Annotated in this window: 13 protein-coding genes; 3 read left to right on the forward strand and 10 right to left on the reverse strand. The window is 48.3% G+C overall.

The features are described 5' to 3' along the window. Positions 1–52: 52 nt before the first annotated feature. The 5 genes from E2B99_RS07375 to E2B99_RS07395 form a co-directional block, all read right to left on the reverse strand. Entirely contained in the window at positions 53–2,239 is a 2,187-nt protein-coding gene (locus E2B99_RS07375) for a polysaccharide biosynthesis tyrosine autokinase (RefSeq protein ID WP_134244274.1), read from the reverse strand. Positions 2,240–2,368: 129 nt separating this feature from the next. Then, positions 2,369–2,803, reverse strand: coding sequence for a low molecular weight protein-tyrosine-phosphatase (locus E2B99_RS07380; protein WP_134244275.1), 435 nt, complete (start codon positions 2,801–2,803; stop codon positions 2,369–2,371). A gap of 15 nt (positions 2,804–2,818) precedes the next feature. Continuing rightward, positions 2,819–3,922: a polysaccharide biosynthesis/export family protein gene (locus E2B99_RS07385; RefSeq protein WP_166739005.1), complete on the reverse strand. Its 1,104-nt coding sequence runs from the start codon at positions 3,920–3,922 to the stop codon at positions 2,819–2,821. A 393-nt stretch (positions 3,923–4,315) separates the two neighbouring features. Continuing rightward, positions 4,316–6,013, reverse strand: coding sequence for a cation acetate symporter (locus E2B99_RS07390; protein WP_134244406.1), 1,698 nt, complete (start codon positions 6,011–6,013; stop codon positions 4,316–4,318). A gap of 64 nt (positions 6,014–6,077) precedes the next feature. Then, a complete protein-coding gene (locus tag E2B99_RS07395) occupies positions 6,078–6,479 on the reverse strand; it encodes a DUF485 domain-containing protein (protein WP_134244277.1) in 402 nt (133 codons plus the stop codon). A 176-nt stretch (positions 6,480–6,655) separates the two neighbouring features. Here E2B99_RS07395 and E2B99_RS07400 point away from each other — a divergent pair, with 176 nt between their 5' ends. Together E2B99_RS07400 and E2B99_RS07405 are read left to right on the forward strand one after the other, a co-directional pair. Next, a complete protein-coding gene (locus E2B99_RS07400; protein WP_134244408.1) occupies positions 6,656–10,153 on the forward strand; it encodes a PAS-domain containing protein in 3,498 nt (1,165 codons plus the stop codon). Positions 10,154–10,491: 338 nt separating this feature from the next. Further along, on the forward strand, positions 10,492–11,262 hold the full coding sequence (locus tag E2B99_RS07405; RefSeq protein ID WP_134244278.1) for a hypothetical protein: 771 nt from the start codon (positions 10,492–10,494) through the stop codon (positions 11,260–11,262). A 257-nt stretch (positions 11,263–11,519) separates the two neighbouring features. Here E2B99_RS07405 and E2B99_RS07410 read toward each other — a convergent pair whose 3' ends face one another. The 4 genes from E2B99_RS07410 to E2B99_RS07425 form a co-directional block, all read right to left on the reverse strand. Then, entirely contained in the window at positions 11,520–11,822 is a 303-nt protein-coding gene (locus E2B99_RS07410; protein WP_134244279.1) for a hypothetical protein, read from the reverse strand. 257 nt (positions 11,823–12,079) lie between these two features. Further along, on the reverse strand, positions 12,080–12,727 hold the full coding sequence (locus tag E2B99_RS07415) for a response regulator transcription factor (protein WP_134244280.1): 648 nt from the start codon (positions 12,725–12,727) through the stop codon (positions 12,080–12,082). Between the two features lie 560 nt (positions 12,728–13,287). Continuing rightward, entirely contained in the window at positions 13,288–15,237 is a 1,950-nt protein-coding gene (gene acs, locus E2B99_RS07420; protein ID WP_134244281.1) for an acetate--CoA ligase, read from the reverse strand. Positions 15,238–15,763: 526 nt separating this feature from the next. Beyond that, entirely contained in the window at positions 15,764–17,209 is a 1,446-nt protein-coding gene (locus tag E2B99_RS07425) for a DcaP family trimeric outer membrane transporter (protein WP_134244282.1), read from the reverse strand. Positions 17,210–17,465: 256 nt separating this feature from the next. Here E2B99_RS07425 and E2B99_RS07430 point away from each other — a divergent pair, with 256 nt between their 5' ends. Next, positions 17,466–18,485 carry a mechanosensitive ion channel family protein gene (locus E2B99_RS07430; protein WP_134244283.1) on the forward strand — a complete coding sequence of 340 codons (1,020 nt, stop codon included), beginning with the start codon at positions 17,466–17,468 and terminating at the stop codon, positions 18,483–18,485. A 40-nt stretch (positions 18,486–18,525) separates the two neighbouring features. Here E2B99_RS07430 and E2B99_RS07435 read toward each other — a convergent pair whose 3' ends face one another. After that, the gene (locus E2B99_RS07435) at positions 18,526–19,233 is read right to left on the reverse strand and encodes a 16S rRNA (uracil(1498)-N(3))-methyltransferase (protein ID WP_134244284.1); all 708 of its coding nucleotides are present in this window, start codon (positions 19,231–19,233) and stop codon (positions 18,526–18,528) included. Positions 19,234–19,251 lie beyond the last annotated feature (18 nt).

Genomic DNA, 19,251 nt, shown 5'->3' on the forward strand with positions numbered 1-19,251 from the left:
CCGCCTAGAGCGAGCCAACATCCTGAATCATGCAACCCAATTTCAAACCGAGCTATACCTTGGAACGATATTTATAAGTGTACGAATAGCCTTCACTTTGCAGTGCGCCTTGTGGTACATCATTGAGCACAATACCATGCACATTCTGGCCAGAATGTTGTAGACGGGACATGCACAGGGTAATTTCCTTGATTGGCGTTTTGCCATAACGGGCTACCAGCAAATTTAGTCCCGTATATTTGCTGATAATAATACCGTCGGTTACTGCCAATAATGGTGGCGAGTCAATAATAACGTGATCATATTGCTCGGAAATTTCATGGAGGAAACTTTCAAAGGCTGGATTTAACAGTAATTCTGACGGATTAGCAGGGGTAGAACCCTTACTGACAAAAGACAGGCCTTTTACAGGTGTGTCCTGAATGATATCGCGTGCCGCCAAATCTTTACTGCCACTGAGGTAATCAGCCAGGCCATTACCAGGATCTGCATTAAAGTACTTATGCATGTGACCACGACGCATATCAGCGTCAATCAGCAATACAATCTTGCCGGTTTGCGCCAGAATAGTGGCCAGGTTGGCACAAATAAAAGACTTGCCAATTTCTGGCGCTGGACCTGAAATCAACACCACATTATTTTTGGCATTCTTTTGGGCAAAATACAACACTGTGCGCAGGCTACGCAGGCTTTCCAGTGTCAGGTCTTCATGGTCTTCCAGAGCCAGTAACGGTAATGTTTTACTGCGTACCGAACGAAACTTATCCAGAATAGGGCTATGGGCCAGCGTTGCATATACGGGAAGGCTCGTTTGGGCTTCAATGTTTTCAGCATCCTTAACGCCGCTACTCAGCATGTTTCTAAGTAAAGCCAGTAATACCCCGCCAAAACCACCCAGAAAAATTGACAGGATGAGCACCATTAGGGGTTTGGGCTGTACAGGTTTAAGGGGCAAAATCGCCGGATCGACCACATGGGCATTACCAATCTGGCCAGCTTTAGCAATTTTGAGCTGCTGGTAGCTATTTAGCAGGCTGGTATACAGTTCAGTATTGATTTGCACATCACGGTACAGTTGCAGATATTGACGCTGCACTTCCGGCAAACGGTTTAAGCGCTGGTTTAATTCTTTGCTGCGCTGGGCAATAGCGGCCAGTTGGTCAGTGACTTCCTTCATCAGCGGGAAATCATTGGTGTATTTGGCGCCTAATTCAGCACGTTTTTGTTCCAGTTCAATCCGTCTGGTTTCCAGCTCTACATTCTGGGTAAGCAGCAGTTCAGATTCCTTGGTGACGTCAATGGTGTCATTTTTTTCGCGGAACTGGTTAAAACGGTTTTCAGAAGTTTCCAGCTGTGCCTTAAGCTCTGGCAACTGCTTGTCCAGAAAAGCCAGTGTATTCTGGCTTTCTGCCGATTTACGGGTAATGTTTTGTTCCAGATAAACCTTTAAAATTTCATTTAAGGTATTGGTAATTAATACCTTGTCACTACCCGTATAATTCACTGAAATAATGCCGGTTAGCTTGCCTTTTTCAGCAGCGCTAAGCTGGGCATTAATTCGGTCCACCATGGTTTGCAAGGCAATCTGGCTAATGCTGAAATTGCTGCCTGCTACACCTAGGGCTTTATTAATATTCAGTTGCAGCAGGCCACCCGATACCATTTGTGCGACTGGCTGGCCAACCCGCCCTTTAACTATTTCACCAGTGGGCAGCGCAAGCTCATAATTTTCATTATCAATAAAGTGCAGTTGCAGTGGCTGGTTCAGCAAATAAGCCGGAACCTTGAGCTGTCTGATGTGTAAGGCAAGCCCCTGCGAGTTGCTCATAATAACCTGTGAAGGGCTATGGGTGGTCTGATACTGGGTCCGCTTGAACAGGCGATTACTAAAGGTGTTATCCAGGCTCTGAATAGAAATATCCAGATTCAGGTTTTCAATGACTTTCGATAACACAAAACGTGACTTGATGAGCTCAACTTCGGTTTGCGCTGGTGATTGAACTTCCATTAGGTTGGCAACATCACCCAGCAACGCAGTGGACATATTTTTGTTATCTTCAACCTGAATCAACCCATTCACACTATAGGTTGGGCTGGTAATGCGCAGGTAAAGTAATGCCAGAAGCAGCGCCAGCACGACACAGGCAACAATAATTTTCCATTGACGCAGGAGCATAAAAAATAATTGCTTGAGATCAATACTGTCGTCTGTATAAGTGCCTTGGTTTTGCCCGCTCATTATTTAATCCAGATCTTTAATTTATCAATCGCAATAACAGCACTTGCACCCAACCATTGACCGAATCCACATAAGGGTTTGATCAAACTCCTGTGTATCATTGCGCAAGTTACTGTCATTGTAAGAATGTTATCCCACCAATTTTTCATGCCATGCCTTAATGCCGCTAATAATCATATCCCGGGCATAAATAAAGGCACCTTTAGGCTGCTGATAGGGGTCAGGAATTTCCTGATGCTGCCAGTGCCCTAGCAAAAATGTCTTTCCCCGGGCAAAAGGCCATTGTTTTTCCACCAGCTTTAATTGACCTTTGGTCATCACAAAGATCAGGTCAGCTTGCCTCAGCAGTTCTGTGTTTACCTTTTGCGCGCGATGGGCTGAAATATCAATTTCCATTTCCTGCATCAGGCCAACGGCATGCTCATCCGCTGGATAATCCACTAATCCCTGTAAACCAGCAGACAAAACTTTCTTGTCTGGAAAATACTGTTTGAGCAAGCCTTCTGCCATCGGACTACGGCAAATATTACCGGTACACAGCACCAAAATGGTTTCAAATTCCACAATTTGCTGCCATGGTTAGTTGCCATTACCAATCAGCTGCCCGGTTCGAATCACATTAGCTGAAGGTAATAACAGATTCAGTACCCGGCTCCAGCGCGCAAGTCCACTGGCATCGACATAAATAAGGTCACGTGGCTGTACCGCAAAACGCTGCGCCAGTGCCAGACTGGTAAAAGACGATAGATCCAGCTGATAAACTGTGGCCAGATTGCCTTGAGCATTGTCACGCAGGACATAAACTTTGGCTGGATTGGCACTTAACGGGTTTAAGCCTGCCCCTTCACCAATCACATCAGCCAGACTCATGCCCTGTTCACGCAGGATTAAAGGTGCTGGTCGGCCAGCTTCACCCAAAAAGTAAATTTTGCGGCTTTCACGTGACAGGATATGAACTTCATCGCCATTCTGGATGTAGAGCTGATTAGGAGACAAGCCCTGTTTTTGCAGATCCAGTAAGCCAAACTGATAATTTACCCCGTTACGGGTCAGGCTAATGGCATTCAGGTCACCGGTATTGAGCATACCGCCTGCGGCACTTAACGCCCCGTATAAGTTGACAGGTTCATCTGAAATCACGTATTGGCCCGGCAAGCGCACTTCACCACCCACAAAAAACTTGCGACCCTTATACTGTAATACTTTGATTTGTGCATCGGGCTGCTTGAGGTATCGGCTTAGCCGCTGGTTTAATTCACGTTGTAAGGCAGTAACTGTTTTACCCTGTGCCCGGATTTGCTTGATTAACGGAAAGGACAGATTGCCTTCCTGATCAATTTTAAAGCCAACTTGCTCAGCATTGTTTTGCGTAATATTTGTTGCTGCGGGAGTAATTTCCGGATAAGCCCATAAATAAATGGACAGCACGTCGCCTTTTTGCAATACATAATTACCCGCAGGCTGCTGTTCAAATAGCTGGTTTAACGCCTGATTAAAGCTGGTTTGCGGGGAAGCCTGAGCCATGCTCAGTTGATTAGCAACATCGGCAGTAACCGGAACCAATTGAACTTGCAGCCCATTGCTTAAGGGCGTGACTTCCTGTGGCATTTCCGGCAGGTCATCAGCACGCATCCCAGGAATCAGGCTACAGCCATTCATTAGCATTGCACAAAGAATTGGCATAGCCCACTGCAATGTTCTGGTTTGATACGCTCTAGCATGACGATTTATGGTTAAAAAATATCGCACTAAAGGGTCCTTTTGGCTGAACAGCTGATGATTAAATGACGAGAAGCAATTGCGCTTGGATTGTGAAAGATTCATAGATAACTTGCAAGCTTCACCTTAATTTATCCCCAGCTTTTGTGTTCCTGTTTCGATTAGATGCACTAAAAATTGAGTTTAGTGAGTGTGATGGATATAAAAAACGCGAATAAATCATATTTGGCTCTAAAAAGCACGCTTCTTTACTTACTTTTCGATGAAATGCAAAAGCGTCCTGACCAGTATCAGAACGCTTTAAAATTTTACGTTAGCAGGAAAGATGGTTAGAACTTAAAACAGCATATGGTGAGTTTAATGATCCTGTGCACCAGATGCACCTACCCCGGTCATGGAACGAACAAACTGGGCATCAAAACGGGCTTTTTCACGCTGAGCACGCGCTGATTTATCAGTCACTGAAAACAGCCAGCAGGCAGCAAATGACAGTACCATGGAAAATAGCGCTGGATTGCTATACGGCAGTGGCGCACTGTCACCCAGTTTTAAGGTATCAACCCAAACGGCTTTGGTGAAGAAGATCAGCACGACGGCACTAATCAGTCCCAGCCAGCCGCCAATGGTGGCCCCACGCGTTGTTAATCCTTTCCAGAACATGGACAGCACCAGCACCGGGAAATTGGCCGAAGCAGCCACGGCAAAGGCCAGCCCGACCATAAACGCCACATTTTGCTTTTCAAACACAATACCGAGGAACATGGCAAAAATTGCCAGCACTACGGTGGCAATCTTGGACACCCGCAACTGGGAAGCTTCGGTGGTTTGACCTTTTTTAAACACATTGGCATACAGGTCATGCGATACCGCAGAGGCACCAGACAGGGTTAAGCCCGCAACTACAGCCAAGATGGTGGCAAAGGCTACCGCAGAAATAAAGCCTAAGAACCAGTTACCAGCCACCGCATGCGCCAGATGCACGGCAGCCATATTGCCGCCGCCAATCAGTTCCAGCTTGCCGGACATGGCCATTTTGGCAGTATCCAGATAGGCCGGATTTTGCGATACAAATAAAATGGCACCAAAGCCAATAATAAAGGTCAGCAGGTAAAAGTAGCCAATAAACCCGGTGGCAACCACCACGGATTTGCGGGCTTCCTTGGCATCTTTAACGGTAAAGAAGCGCATCAGGATATGTGGCAGGCCAGCGGTACCAAACATCAGTGCCAGACCTAGGGAAATCGCATCAACCGGATTGGAAATCAAACCGCCGGGGCCCATGATTTTGGTGGCCTCAGCCGTGGTGATGTCATGGGCAGTGCCATAGGCGGCAATAGCCTGATTGAACATATTGCTAAAACTAAAGCCAACTTCCTTGAGCACCATAAACGCCATAAAGGTAGCACCACTCAGCAACATGGCTGCCTTGATGATTTGCACCCAGGTGGTGGCGAGCATGCCGCCAAACATCACATAGGCCATCATCAGCAGGCCCACAATAATAACGGCAATGTTGTAGTCAAGCCCAAACAGCAGCTTGATAAGCTGGCCTGCGCCAACCATTTGTGCAATCAAATAAAATGCTACAACAACCAGTGAGTTAACGGCAGCCATTGCCCGCACTGGTTTTTCTTCCAGCCGGAATGACGCCACATCGGAAAAGTTGTATTTGCCCAGGTTACGCAGGCGTTCTGCCACCAGAAACAGGACAATGGGCCAGCCCACCATAAAACCCAGTGAGTACAGCAGCCCATCATAGCCGGAGGCAAACACCATGGCAGAAATCCCTAAAAAGGAAGCTGCGGACATAAAGTCACCCGCAATGGCCAGTCCGTTTTGGAAGCCGGTAATGCCACCACCCGCAGTGTAAAAATCCTTGGTGGAGTTGGTTCTTTTGGCAGCCCACTTGGTAATTAGCAAGGTAGCAGCCACAAAAATCATAAACATGATAATGGCGGTCCAGTTGGTGGCCTGCTTATCGGCAACTCCCAGATCTGGTGAGGCATAAGCCATGCTGGTAATACCTGAAGCATAGGCCAGTGTTGCCATAGACATGAATGACTGCCTAAGTTTGGCCAGCGCCAGTCGGGTTGCGCCCTGCTTTGCTGAAAAATGCATGTTAGCGTGCTCCCTGCTGATGGTTAGTGCCAGTCTTATGCGCATTAATATCATTGACCACGTCCTGGGTCAGGCGCTCATGTTCTCCATTGGCAATCACCGAATACACGGCACAGAGCACAAATGCGGCCACAATTACGCCAATACCCAGCGGAATTCCCCAGGTAATGACTCCACCACTAAACGAGCTGTGCAGGAAGTCCGGCGCGTAGGCTACCAGCAAGATAAAGCCAATATAAATAATCAGCATCAGGGCTGACAGGCTCCAGCTAAGCGTTCGTTTTTTTTGAACCAGCAGTTTAAACTTTGGATTATTCAGCACTGCCTGAACGTGACTATCTTCTGCATTACTCTCTGGCTTATCACCGGGCCTTGCGCTGCTTTCTGTCGCGCTATTTTCCATGTTACACCTCACTTTTTAACAAACAGCCAACCGTGGCCGCTGGGCGTTTATTCGCCAATTTTATGCATTTGACAGTAGCAACTTGCGCTACACTTGAAACTTAGACTTTGGTCTAGAAGGAATTTTGCTCCTTAAAACAGCGCTATCATGCAAGGATGACGTCGATGGGTACACTGATGAACAGCTGGTTGGTGATTGGTGTTTTGGCCATTTATATTGCTGCATTGTTTGCCTGTGCGTTCTTTGGCGAAAAATATGCCTGTCGCCTAAGCCAGCGTGGCCGCATGCTGATGTTTAGCCTGACGCTGGGTGTGTATTGTTCATCCTGGACGTTTTATGGCGCTGTAGGTGAAACCGTTCGCAACGGCATTGGCTTTTTGCCGATCTATCTGGGGCCTTTGCTGTTTTTATGCTTTGCCTATGATGTCTGGCGCAGGCTGGGCAATATCCGTCAGCGCCAGCCCATTTCATCCATTGCCGATTTTATTGCTGCACGTTATGGCAAATCCGGTTTTCTGGCGGCACTGGTTACCATTCTGGCGGTGATTGCGATTCTGCCCTATCTGGCCCTGCAGTTACGGGCGATTGCCTTAAGTACGGTGGTGCTGCTGGATCAGCATGAAAATGCAGCCATTACCACACATGGCGTGTTGCTGCTAACTGCCCTGCTGGCGGGTATTGCCATGCTATTTGGCACCCGGCAGGCCGCAAGCAATGGCCAGCAGGGTGGCCTGATGGTGGCCGTGGCGTTTGAATCGGCAGTTAAGTTGCTGGCACTAATCATCGTGGCGCTATTTGTGCTGCTGTTTAGCCAGCATCCCGTAGAACAGATTGGGCGCGACATTGGTGTGACTTTTCAGCAAATCCAGCGCGAGGGCTTGCCCAATTCCTTCTGGACGCAAACCCTGCTGGCCGGGGCTGCCATTATTTGCCTGCCGCGCCAGTTTCATGTGGCGGTGGTGGAACTCAAAGACAAGCGTCATTTAAATGGCGCACGCTTCTGGTTTTCCGTGTATTTGTTGCTCATGGTTCTGGCAATTATTCCCATTGCCAGCTGGGCCTTGCACATGCCCAGCACCACACTGCCCGTTCCGGATGTGGCCGTGCTGATGCTGCCCGTAATGCATGAACAAACCTGGCTGGCCTTGCTGGCCTTTATTGGTGGGTTTTCTGCGGCAACCGGGATGCTGCTGGTGGCCACACTGGCACTATCCATTATGCTCAGCAACGACCTGATTCTACCGGCATTATGGCGCTTTAATTTATTAAGCAAAAATGATCAGCGCCTGTCGTACTGGATTCGCATGATTCGCCGGGTGTGTATTGGCGTGGTGATGCTGCTGGGCTATGTGGTGTATCGTATGTTGTCGGACACCAATCAGCTGTCTGCTTTTGGCCTGCTGGCCTTTAGTGCAGTGATCCAGTTTGCACCGGCACTAATTGGTGGCCTGTACTGGCGTGGCGGCAGCTGTCATGGCGTGATCATTGGTCTGCTTGCCGGGTTTGCTTTATGGGGCTATACCCTGTTCTGGCCTGCCATTTTGCGCAATATGCCCAGCTCGCATCAGGAATGGGCCTTGTCCCTGCTGTATCAGGGGCCGTGGCAGCAGCACTGGCTCAAGCCGGAAAGTCTGCTGGGGTTTTCCTCGCTTGACCCACTCACCCATGGCGTGCTGTGGTCCTTAGGGCTGAACCTGTTATTATATATTTTGGTGCCCAAATACAAACGCTTAAGCATTGCCGAGCAAATTCAGGCTGAAAGTTTTTTTAAACATGATGTGTATGAAGATGAACACTCAGCGTCTTCAAATGCCAACACTACAGCCGAATCACTGGAACAACTGGAACAGCAAACCCGCCTGAGTATTGATGACCTGATTGCACTATCCTCGCGTATTAATGGCCCGCAACGTACCGAAGCCGCCTTTATGCAGTTTGCGGCAGACAATCATTTGCCTTTTGACAAAAAAATGCTGGCTGACCATCGCTGGTGGCGCTGTACCGAGCAATATCTAGCCAGTGCCGTTGGGGCAGCCTCCGCACGCACGCTACTGACCACTGTGCTGGTAAACAACGGGCTGGCCGTAGGACAAGTGGTAAATATTCTGGATCAGGCCTCGCAATGGCAACGCTTTAACCAAAGCCTGCTAATGATCATGATGGATTACATGACACAAGCCGTGAGCGTGGTGGATGCCGACATGCGACTGGTGGCCTGGAACAAGCGCTATCTGGAACTGTTTGATTACCCGGAAAATTTTGTCTACGTTGGCTGCCCAGTGGCAAACCTGATTCGCTATAATGCCGAACGTGGTGAATGCGGGCACGGTGATGTGGAAGACCATATTGCCAGGCGAATCATGTGGATGCGTGCTGGTAACCCGCATGAATTTGAACGGCAGCGCGCGGATGGCCGGATTATTGAGATGCGTGGGCACCCGATTACCGGCGGTGGCTTTGTCACCACCTATGCTGACATTACCGTGTACCGCCATACCGAAGCCCTGCTGGAAGCCCGGGTACAGGAACGCACCCAGCAGCTTGAGCGTGCCCTGCGTGAACAGCAGTATGCCCGCCAGCAGGCTGACCTTGCCAACACCTCCAAAACCCGATTTATTGCCGCTGCCAGCCATGATCTGTTGCAGCCCATGCATGCGGCGCGCCTGTTTGCAGCGGCGCTGGAACATGCCAATTTGCCACCTGCCGATCAGGAAACCCTGCAACAACTGGATCGTGCCCTGCATGGTGCCGAAAGCATCATGACGGCCTTGCTGGACATTGCCCGGCTGGATGGCAATGGCATGAAGCCCAACCTCACCGAATTTGCCCTGAATGATTTGCTGCATGACCTACAGGTGCAATTTCAGCCCATTGCCGAACAACGCGGCCTGCAACTGCGGGTTCATGCCACCCGGTTATGGGTTAAAACCGACCCGCAATGGTTACGCCGCATGTTGCAGAATTTTGTCAGCAATGCCCTACGCTATACTGCACAAGGCCGGGTAGTGGTCGGGGTGATGGGGAGTGGTAGCCAGCCGGATCATTTACGTGTTGGCGTGTGGGATACCGGTCCCGGCATTGCTGAGGCGCAGCAGGCACAGTTATTTGCCGAGTTCCAGCGTGCTGGCCACACTTCACCCTGGGGCGAACAAGGTATTGGTTTGGGTCTGGCGATTGTTGAGCGCATGGCCAAACGGCTGGGACACCAGATTAGTTTTCACTCCAAGGTAGATCATGGCTCGTGTTTTATGCTGGAATTACCCACCGTACAGCCACGTCAGCAAACAGTGAGCAGCAGTGCTCCGGTTCAAAATACCCTGACCAGCCTGAAGGTACTGTGTTTGGACAATGACCTTACCATTTTGCAGGGCATGCAGCTTTTGCTGGACAAATGGGGCTGTCAGTTGTTTCTGGCACAAACACCGGAACAGGCACGGCAGATCCTGAGCACCGAAACCATTCAGGTGCTTCTGGTGGATCAGCATCTGGATGCAGACATTGAAGGGCTTGAATTTTTGCTCAAATACAACAGCAACAAGATTCCTGCCGCTCTGATTACTGCAGACAGCAACCCTGACCTACCGCAGATTGTGAAAGAGCACAGTATTGTCCTGCTTAAAAAACCACTCAAGCCTGCTGCCTTGCGTGCCTTTCTGGCTGGCATTCGCGCTTAAGGTGACGCGATACAATTTCACAACAGTGTTAAAAAAGCGCCAGCCTGCCAATTGGATGTTTTTTAAACAATTAATATATGGTTGAGCTGGCGCTAGACTTAAGTCCACTACAGAACAGCTGTGCACTCAAATATAAGATCAACAGCATTCACGCATTATTTTAGTGTGGCAATAGTTTATACAGCAGCTTTATGCCCAGTAGGAACAGTGTCCTGTTATAGCGCAGCAATTTATAACGCGACCATGCAGCCATGCCACAGCTCATGTAATGCCTGTGTTTGTGTGAACTTCCAAGCCTCTGATTTAAGCATACTGTTTTAACCATGGATGATTTTGTCATGACTACTGTGAATTCCAGCAATACCAATTCTACCCAGCAGTTTTACCAGCAATACAGTGCCAACCACTTTTTGCCCAGTATCAACTGGCAGTACTTGTTTAGCCAGAACCAGCTTTTACCGACGCAAGCGCTGGCCTTGCAAACTATCTATCAGGTCACGGTGCCTTTGGCGCTCACCACCTTAAAACGTCTGAATATTGATATTTTTGCCGAACATGAAAAAAAACCGCAGGGTCTTGGCCTGTTTGACAAACTGCGGGCACTGGAACCCAAACTAATTGAGCATCTGGTAGAAGCTTCCAGGCGTATGGATGAAAAAGTACGCCACCTGATCTGGAGCATGATGCTGCGTGGTGGTGCAGTTTTGGCATTTAAGGCCTGGCTGGGTAAGGTAAAAACCGGCGAAGAAAGCATTGATATGGGTTATTTTAATGAACTGGCCGACCTGCTTTGGCTAAAAACCGACCCTTATACCCTGGCAGAACAGTTTGCGGTTGACCCGCATGCCGAGCATGAGCACCTGTTCCTGTTTTATGAAGATCATGTATTGCTGGATCGCTTTAGCAATCTGGCTACGGCTGAGCTATTTGTCAAACTGGGACTCTATGACCCGGCATTTTTGTGCCTGAATGATGAACAGGTACGCGATCATTTTGTGCAAAAAGGCCTTATTACTCAAAGTCAGGTGGATGATTTGATGGATTCCCTCAATCCCCTATTTACTGATATGCCACAAAGCCGGCAACGGGTCGTACATTTTTATCATTAATGATTTTGGTGGATTAATGGTTAAGCCTGTGCTGGTTAAATGTCCAGCATGGGCTTGCCAACAGTAGTAGTACATAATAACGTTAAATATCAATTTATCCTTTAAGAGTTTTTTCTTCTATGTTGAACTAAGTCTATCCAATACTGACAGTCTTATTTTTTTAATTATACTGCTCTACTCTAAATTTATTTATATTTAAGACAAAAAAGCCTCGCATTTAAAATTCAGTTAATTTACTCCATATTCGATAAACAACCTCATTCTCTTCTCTTATATATAACTATGTTTGTATTATCAGGCCAGCTTAAATTATCACTGTTAATCATCGTCTTAATTTCATATTCTATCGCTGTCTGCTGATGTGATTCATACTCTGCTCCCAAATCTTCAATTTCTTCTAAATCTTCTAAGGAATACTCCTCCAAAATAATATTTATAAAAAATTTTTCTTCAGATTTAGACATGTAAACCATTCTAAAATTTGGAGAAATAACACCTAGTAGAACTTGAACAAAAATAAAACTCTGATTTGGCAATCCAGAAAATGATGCATCACACATAATAATCTCTCAAACCTCTAAGGAAACCTATTTAGATTTATGCATTTGATAATAAATGTATTTTTTATTGAGCAAAGGCTTTCTCTATCTTTGTAACCCGCGTAGATGGATTTAGCATTGACTTTGTTTGTTGTACATATATGTTATTGAGCTGTCATAGGAAGTTGGAATAAAGTGTAACCTAACATTTTACATATGCCTTATAAGGGTTACGCTATTGCTAAGACCCTCTATACCCAACTTGTGCACCTTACGCCTTACAACTTCGGCTCATCCACATTTAGCGTACTAATCGCCAGTACGGCCTGTGTCCGGTTTTGCACGCCCAGTTTGCGGAAGATTGCCGTCACATGCGCTTTAATGGTGGCTTCCGATACATCCAGCATATAAGCAATTTGCTTGTTCAGCAGGCCTTCTGCCACCATCATTAACACACGGAACTGTTGCGGCGTTAGGGTTTTAATGCGCTCGGCAAAATCGGCCTCATCACGGGCACGCGGGTCATGGCTGCTCATGGGCAAATTGGGCGGCGCCCAGGTATCGCCTGCCAGCACGGCATGTAGCGCTTCACCAATATGCTGCGGTGGCGCTGACTTGGGAATATAGGCCACCGCACCATGCGCCAATGCCCGCTGAATGACGGCTACTTCTTCATGCGCTGACACCACCACAATGGGAATGGCCGGGTATTGCGCCCGCACGTGCACCAGCGCGGAAAAGCCCGACGCTCCGGGCAAGTGTAAATCCAGCAGCACCAGATCGGGTTCCGGGGCTTGCTCCAGCCGGGTATAAAACTCGCTGACTGAGGCAGTTTCATGAATTTGTGCTTGCGGCAAGCTGTAGCGCACCGCATGAATCAGGGCATGACGAAACAGCGGATGGTCATCAACAATGAGGATATTCATAGAGTTCTCAACACCTAACATCCTTATTTCAGTTTAAACACTATGTGGTTTATTCTTACTTAAATCCAGCTTTTATCTTAAAACGTCATCTGCGCTATAAAGTAAGAATTGCGTTACTTCATAGCGCAACAATTGTTGTTTAACGCGCTATCCAAGCAGCAGGCGATTATTAAAAAGTCTTGGATTAACCTTGCACTTGGGCAGATGAGAACCATCATTTTGCAAGACATTGTCCTGCAAAACGAAGTGGCTCTGCTTTATCCTCTTAAAAAAATCGCACTTGCGTCACAGTGTGACTCATCTCTTGTGCGCGGGCGAATGAGAAACATTGTTTCGCAAGATGTATGCCGCAAGGCGCAGCAGCTTCGCTTTATCCTCTTAGAAAAATCGCACTTGCGTCACAGTGTGACTCATCCCTTGCGCTCGGGCAGAGTGGTGCTCTACTTACCCTCGCTCAGGCATAGCCTTCGCCTTGCGACACTAAAACGATTATAAATCGTTTTTTAACGCTTTACTCAAGCTTAGCTCTCCCCTTGCGCTCGGGCAGAGCGGTGCTCTACTTATCCTCGCTCAGGATAGACAGTAACAATCAAATGCTCGACGACACTTGGGTCAGCCAGTGTCGAGGTATCGCCTAGTGTGTCCAGTTCATTGGCAGCAATTTTGCGCAGGATCCGGCGCATGATTTTACCAGAACGGGTTTTTGGCAATGCGGGTGCCCAGTGAATGGCATCCGGGGTGGCAATTGGCCCAATTTCACTGCGCACCCAGTCACGCAGTTCTTTGCGCAACTCTTCGGTTGGCTCGACATCGGCCTGCAAGGTCACATAGGCACAAATGCCCTGACCCTTGATCTCATGTGGCATGCCAACCACTGCTGATTCTGCTACAGATTGATGCGCTACCAATGCGCTTTCTACCTCAGCCGTTCCCAAACGGTGACCGGACACGTTTAGCACATCATCCACGCGACCAGTGATCCAGTAGTAGCCATCCTTGTCACGCTTAGCCCCATCCCCAGTAAAGTACATGCCATTAAAGGTGGAAAAATAGGTATCAATAAAACGCTGATGGTCGCCGTACACGGTACGCATCTGGCCGGGCCATGAGTCAATTAATACCAGATTGCCCTCGCATTCGCCTTCCAGAATATTGCCTTCTCCATCCACAATGGCAGGCTGCACGCCATAAAATGGTTTGGTGGCAGAACCGGGCTTGAGTGGCGTTGCACCGGGAATTGGCGAAATCAGGATGCCACCGGTTTCAGTTTGCCACCACGTATCTACAATCGGGCAGCGGCCTTCACCAACGACATTGTAATACCATGACCATGCTTCCGGGTTAATCGGCTCACCGACTGAACCCAGCAGGCGCAGGCTATGGCGGTCACTTTCACGCACATAATGGTCACCTTCGCGCATCATGGAACGAATGGCGGTTGGTGCCGTGTATAAAATGGTGACATCATGCTTGTCAATGATCTGGCCAATGCGTGCCCAGGTTGGATATTGCGGCACGCCTTCAAACATCAGCGTGGTGGTGCCATTCGCCAGCGGGCCATATAGCAGGTAGCTATGGCCGGTAATCCAGCCTACATCGGCAGTGCACCAGTACACATCATTGTCACGAATATCAAACACTTCACGGAAAGTAGTGGCCGCATAGACCAGATAGCCGCCTGTGGTGTGCAATACACCCTTTGGCTTGCCGGTAGATCCTGAAGTATACAAAATAAATAGCGGCGCTTCGGCATCCATCGGCTCTGGCGGGCAGTGTTCATTCACTTCGGCAATCGCTTCGTGATACCAGATATCGCGACCCTGCTGCATATTGGTCGGGTGTTCGGTGTGATAGACGGTAATCACACTGGTGACGCCTTCTGTACCCGGCATTTGCAGTGCTGCATCCACATTGGTTTTGAGCGGAATGGTCTTGCCCCCGCGAAGGCCTTCATTGGCAGTAATCACCACGCTGGACTGGCTGTCTTCAATCCGGCTGGCCAGTGAGTCTGGTGAAAATCCACCAAACACTACGCAGTGCACCGCGCCAATACGGGTACAGGCCAGCATGGCAATCGCCGCTTCGGGAATCATTGGCATATACAGGGTAACGCGATCGCCTTTTTTAACGCCCTGCTTTTTGAGGACATTGGCAAAACGGCAGACTTCCTGATGCAGTTCGCGAAATGAAATAATCTTGTGACGATACGGATGATCACCTTCCCAGATAATGGCAGGCTTGTCCGGATGATTAGCCACATGCCGATCCAGACAGTTGGCAGACACGTTCAACTGGCCATCGCCAAACCATTCCACATGGAAATTATCCTTGTCAAAGGACACATCACGCACCTTGGTAAATGGCTTGATCCAGTCAATGGATTGCGCCTGTTCACGCCAGAATTGCGTATTGTCTGTTACCGACTGCTGGTACTTGGCCGCATAATCTTCGGCAGTGGTACGGGCGTTTTTTAAAAATTTGTCGGGAACAGGATAAACTTGTTGTGACATAATCACTTCCTTGCAAGATTCTCTTTTAATGGCATGTAACCGGGATGCCTTTTCCAATAGCCTCAGGAACTTCTGCATCCTGATGAGTATAAAAATGATCACCCCGAGTATTGCAATCTGTTGAATGGCATGACAATCATGCTTTGGTAGTAGTCGCGCTGTAATATACGCAAGCTTACCTACCGCGCACTGTTTTAAATAATCATTGGATAGCTTATTTCTATTGGCTTTAAAGTAGTGCAAAACTATTAGAGCCACCAGTGCTATTTGTAAAAATTTGCGTGAGATTTTCTGCCAATTTAGTTTTTTAATTTGAATTAACAGTGGCTTAAATACTCAGCATTTTGAGTGGCTTGTTTCTTGCTTAATTAGCTTTATAAGAATGACGGTTCTGTACAGCCATAATTTATGCCTTCGCCTCCAGAATTGGGGCGATTTTTTTATAAAAAAAACCGTAACGCAAGGTTACGGCCAAGGAGAACTTTTAAAATCGTTTTTTAGCGCTAGGCCTATTTTAGCGTTAGGCCTAAAAGTTATAGCGCGCCATTAGGTTGAGGTGTGATTGCTTGCCCTCATCACCATTAAACACTTCCCGGTTGCCATAGGTATATTCACCGCCCAGATCGATACTGGACACTGGTTTGTAAAACAGGTTAATGGAAGCCTGTTTTAGCTCACGATTGGCGCCCGGATTGGCAAGGGCAAACTGGCTGCTGTCCTTAAAGTCTACCCAGCTTAATGCCACCGTACTGCGCATTTTCGGGTTGAAGGCATGGGTCAGACCCAGTTGTGCACTGTTGTATTCATCAAAATACAGGTCACCAGTAGCGGAATTCACGGAAAATCCAGTGCCTGTACCATAGTTAAAGCTGCCGTCACCTTTCACATGGAACAACTGGCCACTGAGCTTATTGGCGGGATCAAGCTGATACCATGCCCCAATGGCTGCACCGTAGCCTGCTTTTTCGTCTTCAGTGTTTTGAACCTGGCCATTGACCGTACTGGTCGCTACACCGCGTTTTTCATGCAGCATGCCACGCAAGGCAAAAGCGCCCTTGCTGTCTGGTAGTTTGTGTTCCAGCCGGGCAGTAAGCGCTGGAAAACGGGAATCTGCACTGCTGTCTTCTTCACCCGCAATGGTTAGGGAGGTGGCTGTGCTTAGCGGATGGGTATAGCGAATCTGGGTTGCACGCCGGATGGAGCCACCTGTTACGCCATTAAAGTCTACCGTTTCAGCGGCATATTCCTGTCCGGCAAAAGGCGACCAGGTTTGGCCAAACAGCCAGTTGCCCTTTGTCAAATAAGCATGGCGAATCCGAAAGGTGGCTGACCCTGTACCGCCATTGCCCCAGAAGTCTCCTTCAATTTTACCGCCCACATCACCAATGGCAGTTGGGGTTTTAAAGTCCACGCCCACCCGGGTAACCGCGGCAGTAAAGGCCGTTTTGTTTTCAACCGGATCGCTGCTATCCAGTGGCTGGGTATGCAGATTACTGAATTTGCCTGTTGGCTGGCCCTTAAAGTCATGCAGCATGTCGGCTCGGATAAAGCCATAAACCTTGGCGGCAGTTTTGCCATCCGGTAACACAGCCCAACCTTCTGGATTGCGGCTCACCGGAACAGCAGGCATGGGCTGACCGGCCTTGGCACTTTGCGCGGGTGCAATACTGGCACTGGCGGGCTGTACAGCCGTTGCTTCCAGTGCAGGTTCGTTGCTGCTGGTTACAGGCCGTGCAGCAGGGCTAACGGATTGCCGGGTTTGCTGCTGTGCACTTAGTTGCTGCACGATTTGCTTGAGTGCATTAACTTCCTGTCGCAATGCTTCAATTTCAGTCTGGTTGCTTGTTGTGTCGGTGGTAGCTGCATGACTCGTGCTACAAAAGCTGGCAGCCATAATCGCACACACTGCCATACTGAGCACTGTTGCGTGTGGTCTATTGCTGCTTGATACGTGGCCCATTAATCGTTTCATCACTCACATCCTATGCCTTGTTTTATCACCTTCGCCAACTACAATCCCACCCGAAGAATGAGGCCATCATTGGCTTTTTTTATGATTTACCCTGTGCGTTATGCTTTTTTAATATATAAGGTCTTATAATTATTACTATTCACCCAAAGTATTAGATGCACTATGAATTTAGCCATCGTTAAAATACTCAATGTCACACAACGCAACATGCCTGCACGGCACAATAGGCCGTGTCAGCACATTCTGGAATTGCACTATGGCAGAACAAACCATTCGTGAAGCAAGCGAAAATACCGCAGAGGCCATTAGTGATGCGACTCAGGCAACAGCCACACTGGTGCAAAATGCAGGTAAGGCAACCACGCACAAGGTGCTTGAAAAAGCCACCGAATATAAAGACGTGTACACCACTGTGCATGAGATGGCACAGCATTTCTGGGAACGGGTGCCCTACCTGCTGATTGCACTCACGGTATTTCTCATTTTCTGGCTGATTTCCAAGGTTTTTAAATATTTTGTGGTTAAAACCTTAAGTGGCCGCGCCAAGCGCAAGCAAAATCTGGTGCTGGTTCTCAACCGGATTGGCAGCACCTTTATTGTGTTTATCGGCTTTATGATTGCGCTGGTGATTGCCATTCCCGGTTTTACTCCGGCGCAACTGATTAGCGCCCTGGGGATTGGTTCGGTGGCCATTGGTTTTGCCTTTAAGGATATTTTCCAGAACATGCTGTCCGGCATTTTGATTTTGCTCAGCGAACCATTTCGTATTGGCGATGAAATTGTGACTGGCACCTTTACGGGCGTGGTGGAAGACATCCAGATTCGCGCTACCTACATTCGCACGGGTGATGGCCGCCGTATTGTCATTCCCAATGCCAACCTGTTTACCAATCCGGTAACGGTGAATACGGCTTTTGTTAAACGCCAGTGTACCTTTGATGTCGGCATTAGCTATCAGGCCAATATTCAGGATGCAAAAACCATTATTCTGGACGTGCTGGATCAGGTACGCACCATTCAATCGCAGCCTACGCCTTCAGTTCAGGTTAAAACACTGGGTGATTTTTCCATTGTGCTGCATATTTCATGGTGGGTAGATGTCAAGGAAGTGGGGATTGGTGCTTCTATCGATGAAGTGCAAATTCTGGTGAAAGAAGCACTTACCACCAAGGGTATTAATATTCCCTATCCCATTCAGCAACTGGTGATGGATCAGACTACGGTGGTGCCGGGCAGTGAAAACAATGGCCTAACCCCGGCAAAAAGTGAGTTTTAACCATCGTGATTTAAGCAGCGCGCTAAGCCGAGTATTTAGCTTAGCCAAACAATCGGCCAATAATGCTGGATACGGCAGTTTCAGTGCGCAGGATTCGCGGGCCAAGGCTAGCGGGCTGGCAGCCATTGTGCTGCAATAAATCAATTTCAAATGGAATAAAGCCGCCTTCCGGGCCAATTACCAGCACGCAAGGCTGGTTTATGGCAACAGGCATGGGCTGGTCGGCATACGGATGTGCCACAAAGGCAGGCTGCTCTGCTATCAAACCCGGCAAGATGTCTTCCACAAAAGGCCGGAAACGCTTAAAGCATTGCACTTGCGGCCAGATCGTATCTCCCGCCTGTTCCAGACCCAATTCGATATAACTGTCCAGTTGCTGCAAAAATGGCGTTTGCCAGTAGCTTTTTTCCACCCGGTAGCTATGCATTAAAATAAGCTGTTCCACGCCCAGCGTGATTGCATCCATGATCAGCCGTCGCAGCACTTTTGGCCGTGGTAGCGCCACAATCAAGGTCAGGGGCAACTTCGGCGGTGGCGCCTGATCCAGCACGATCTGATTCAGCAGCAGTTGCTGGTCAGTGATGCTTTTAACCAGCGCCGTACCTTTTAAGCCATTCTTTTGGCCAATCTTGATGGTATCGCCGGTATTTAATTTTAAATGCTCACGGATATGACCAAGCCGGCGTGCATCCGTAATACGGGCGCACTGATCTTGAATTTGGGCGGGATCAAGCAACAACAGGTTCATGGTGAAAAGACAAAATTT

It is taken from the genome of Alkanindiges illinoisensis (assembly GCF_004377485.1).
Taxonomy (GTDB): domain Bacteria; phylum Pseudomonadota; class Gammaproteobacteria; order Pseudomonadales; family Moraxellaceae; genus Alkanindiges; species Alkanindiges illinoisensis_A.

Excerpts from the sequence above, each read along its gene's own strand:
- E2B99_RS07375 (WP_134244274.1), bottom strand. The coding sequence starts at position 2,239 with ATGAGCGGGCAAAACCAAGGCACTTATACAGACGACAGTATTGATCTC.
- E2B99_RS07385 (WP_166739005.1), bottom strand. The coding sequence starts at position 3,922 with ATGCCAATTCTTTGTGCAATGCTAATGAATGGCTGTAGCCTGATTCCT.
- E2B99_RS07390 (WP_134244406.1), bottom strand. The coding sequence starts at position 6,013 with ATGTCTATGGCAACACTGGCCTATGCTTCAGGTATTACCAGCATGGCT.
- E2B99_RS07395 (WP_134244277.1), bottom strand. The coding sequence starts at position 6,479 with ATGGAAAATAGCGCGACAGAAAGCAGCGCAAGGCCCGGTGATAAGCCA.
- E2B99_RS07400 (WP_134244408.1), top strand. The coding sequence starts at position 6,656 with ATGAACAGCTGGTTGGTGATTGGTGTTTTGGCCATTTATATTGCTGCA.
- E2B99_RS07405 (WP_134244278.1), top strand. The coding sequence starts at position 10,492 with ATGACTACTGTGAATTCCAGCAATACCAATTCTACCCAGCAGTTTTAC.
- E2B99_RS07410 (WP_134244279.1), bottom strand. The coding sequence starts at position 11,822 with ATGTGTGATGCATCATTTTCTGGATTGCCAAATCAGAGTTTTATTTTT.
- E2B99_RS07415 (WP_134244280.1), bottom strand. The coding sequence starts at position 12,727 with ATGAATATCCTCATTGTTGATGACCATCCGCTGTTTCGTCATGCCCTG.
- acs (WP_134244281.1), bottom strand. The coding sequence starts at position 15,237 with ATGTCACAACAAGTTTATCCTGTTCCCGACAAATTTTTAAAAAACGCC.
- E2B99_RS07425 (WP_134244282.1), bottom strand. The coding sequence starts at position 17,209 with ATGAAACGATTAATGGGCCACGTATCAAGCAGCAATAGACCACACGCA.
- E2B99_RS07430 (WP_134244283.1), top strand. The coding sequence starts at position 17,466 with ATGGCAGAACAAACCATTCGTGAAGCAAGCGAAAATACCGCAGAGGCC.
- E2B99_RS07435 (WP_134244284.1), bottom strand. The coding sequence starts at position 19,233 with ATGAACCTGTTGTTGCTTGATCCCGCCCAAATTCAAGATCAGTGCGCC.